This window comes from Streptomyces sp. SID10853 (genome assembly GCF_010548145.1).
In the GTDB taxonomy this organism is placed as follows: Bacteria; Actinomycetota; Actinomycetes; order Streptomycetales; family Streptomycetaceae; genus Streptomyces.
In genome coordinates this window covers 1-2,292 of sequence record NZ_JAAGLN010000444.1, presented here as the reverse complement: position 1 = coordinate 2,292, position 2,292 = coordinate 1, and the positions used below count along the sequence as shown (strand labels likewise).

The following is a 2,292-nucleotide window of genomic DNA, read 5'->3' as shown; positions in this document are numbered from 1 at the left end:
GGCCGGGCCCCAGCGCAACGAGGAGCTGCGGGGTGTCGCGGCCCGCGGCCCGGCCGACACCTGGGCCGTCGGATACCGGGAGGACGGATCGGGCGTCAGCGTGCCCGTCGCCGAGCGTTTCGACGGCCGGGCCTGGCGGGCGACGTCCGTACCCGGACAGTCCGGGGCGGGTCAGCTCGACGCGGTGGCTCCCCTGTCCGCCCACGACGTGTGGGCGGTGGGCACCTGGAACGACAAGCCGGCCGGACAGGACCGCTCGCTCGGCGAGCACTTCGACGGCCGGGCCTGGCACACCGTGCCGCTGCCCGCGGAGCCCGCGAACCGGTCGGCCTACCCGTCGGCGCTCGCCGCCGTGCGCCCGGACGACGTCTGGGCGGTCGGAGTCACGGCCGAGGACCGGCTCGGCAGCCCGCGACCGCTCACCTACCACTGGGACGGCCACCGCTGGGCATCCGTCGCCACCCCCTCCACCGGCGGCGACGCCTTGTTGGAGGGCGCCACCCCCGACGGCGCGGGAGGCGCGTGGGCCGTCGGCGTGTCGTACGACGCACAGGGCGCGGGCCACCCGCTGACCGAGCACTGGGACGGCAGGGCCTGGCGGATCGTCCCGGCGCCGCACACCGCGGGCCAGGGCGAGTCGCTCAACGCGGTCACGGCCGCCGGGCCGGACGACGTCTGGGCGGTCGGCGGCGGCGGGCCCTCCGACGGAGCCACCCACCCGCTGACCCTGCACTGGGACGGGCACAGCTGGACCCGGGTCGCGACACCGTCGGCCGACGCGAATCTGCACGCGGTCTCCGCCGACGCGCACGGCCGGCTGTGGGCGGTCGGCGAGCAACAGGGCGTCGACACACCGGCGTTCACCCTGCGCTGGGACGGCACGGCGTGGCGCACCGTACCCGCCGACAGCGGTCCCGGCGGCAAGGGCGCCTCACTGTTCGGAGTCGCCACCGTCCCGCACCCGAGGCCGGGCGGCCCCACCGCCTGGACGGTCGGTTCGACGCTGCCGCAGCTGCAGCCGACGTGGCATCCGGTGATCGAGGGGTTCGGCCCCGCACCCTCGGCCCACTGACGCACCCGGTGCGCGCCGCATCAAGCACCTCAGCGGCGCGCACCCCTCACGGCGTCCCGCCCTTCGGACGGCCCCGACCGGCCCCGACCGGCCCCTCCTCCGTCATCGCGGACCCGGCTCCGCCCGGAATGCCCGCCCGGAATTCCCCTCGCCCCCTACAGGGCCATCCGGGTGCGCCAGGTGGCGGCGCCGTCCGGCCCCACCGAGCCTCGGAAGGAAGCCGTACGAGGAAGCCGGAGGACCATGGGCCCCGCAACCGCATCCCCTGCCACGCCGCGCGTACCCACGGCGTCCACCGCGTCCGCGTACCGGAATCTGGTGATGGCGACGATCGGCTTCACGTTGACCTTCTGGGCCTGGTCCCTGATCGCTCCGCTGGGCAGCGACTACAAGGACCGGCTCGGGCTCAGTTCCTTTCAGCAGTCGCTGCTGGTCGCGGTGCCCGTGATCGTCGGCTCGCTGGGCCGGATCCCGGTCGGCGCGCTCACCGACCGGTATGGCGCGAAGCTGATGTTCCCGCTGGTCACGGCGTTCACGATCGTGCCGGTGCTGCTGCTGATCCCCGCGAGGGACTCGTACGGCGCGCTGCTGGCCGTCGGCTTTCTGCTGGGGCTCGGCGGTACGACCTTCGCGATCGGGATCCCGCTCGTCAACTCCTGGTTCCCGCCTGCGAAACGAGGGCTGGCGCTCGGTGTGTTCGGCATGGGCATGGGCGGGGTCGCCCTCTCCGGCTACTTCACGACGCGGATCGCCAAGCACGGCGCCAACCTGCCCTTCGTCGTGGTGGCCGTCGCGCTGGCCGTGTTCGCCGTGCTGGGCGCGTTGCTGATCAGCGACCATCCGGACCGGAAGGTGCCCACCACCCCGCTGGCCGCCCGGCTCGGCGGCGCCGGGCGGCTGCGGGTGACCTGGGAGCTGTCGGCGCTGTACGCGATCGGGTTCGGCGGGATCGTGGCGTTCGGCGTCTATCTGCCCACGTATCTGAAGACCTGGTACCACCTGTCCCCGACCGACGCGGGCACCAAGGCCGCCGGTTTCGCGCTGGTCACCGTCATCTTCCGGCCCGTCGGCGGACGCCTTGCCGACCTGATCCACAGCTCGACATCCTCGGCGAAGAGGTCGTGCCGGTGCTGCGCGAGGAGTTCGCGAAGGGCCGGCCGGCGGAGGTGCCGGACGGGCCCACCCATGCGGCACTGGTCGCCGCGCGTGACGGCGGCCGG

General features: G+C 74.3%; 2 protein-coding genes. Both read left to right on the top strand.

The genetic code is table 11. The features are described from left to right. On the top strand, positions 1-1,072 hold a 1,072-nt coding region (locus G3I19_RS36125; protein WP_164267898.1), incomplete at its 5' end, for a hypothetical protein. 243 nt (positions 1,073-1,315) lie between these two features. Then, positions 1,316-2,292 (top strand): MFS transporter (locus G3I19_RS36120; protein WP_239075054.1); only part of this gene is annotated, 977 nt, incomplete at its 3' end.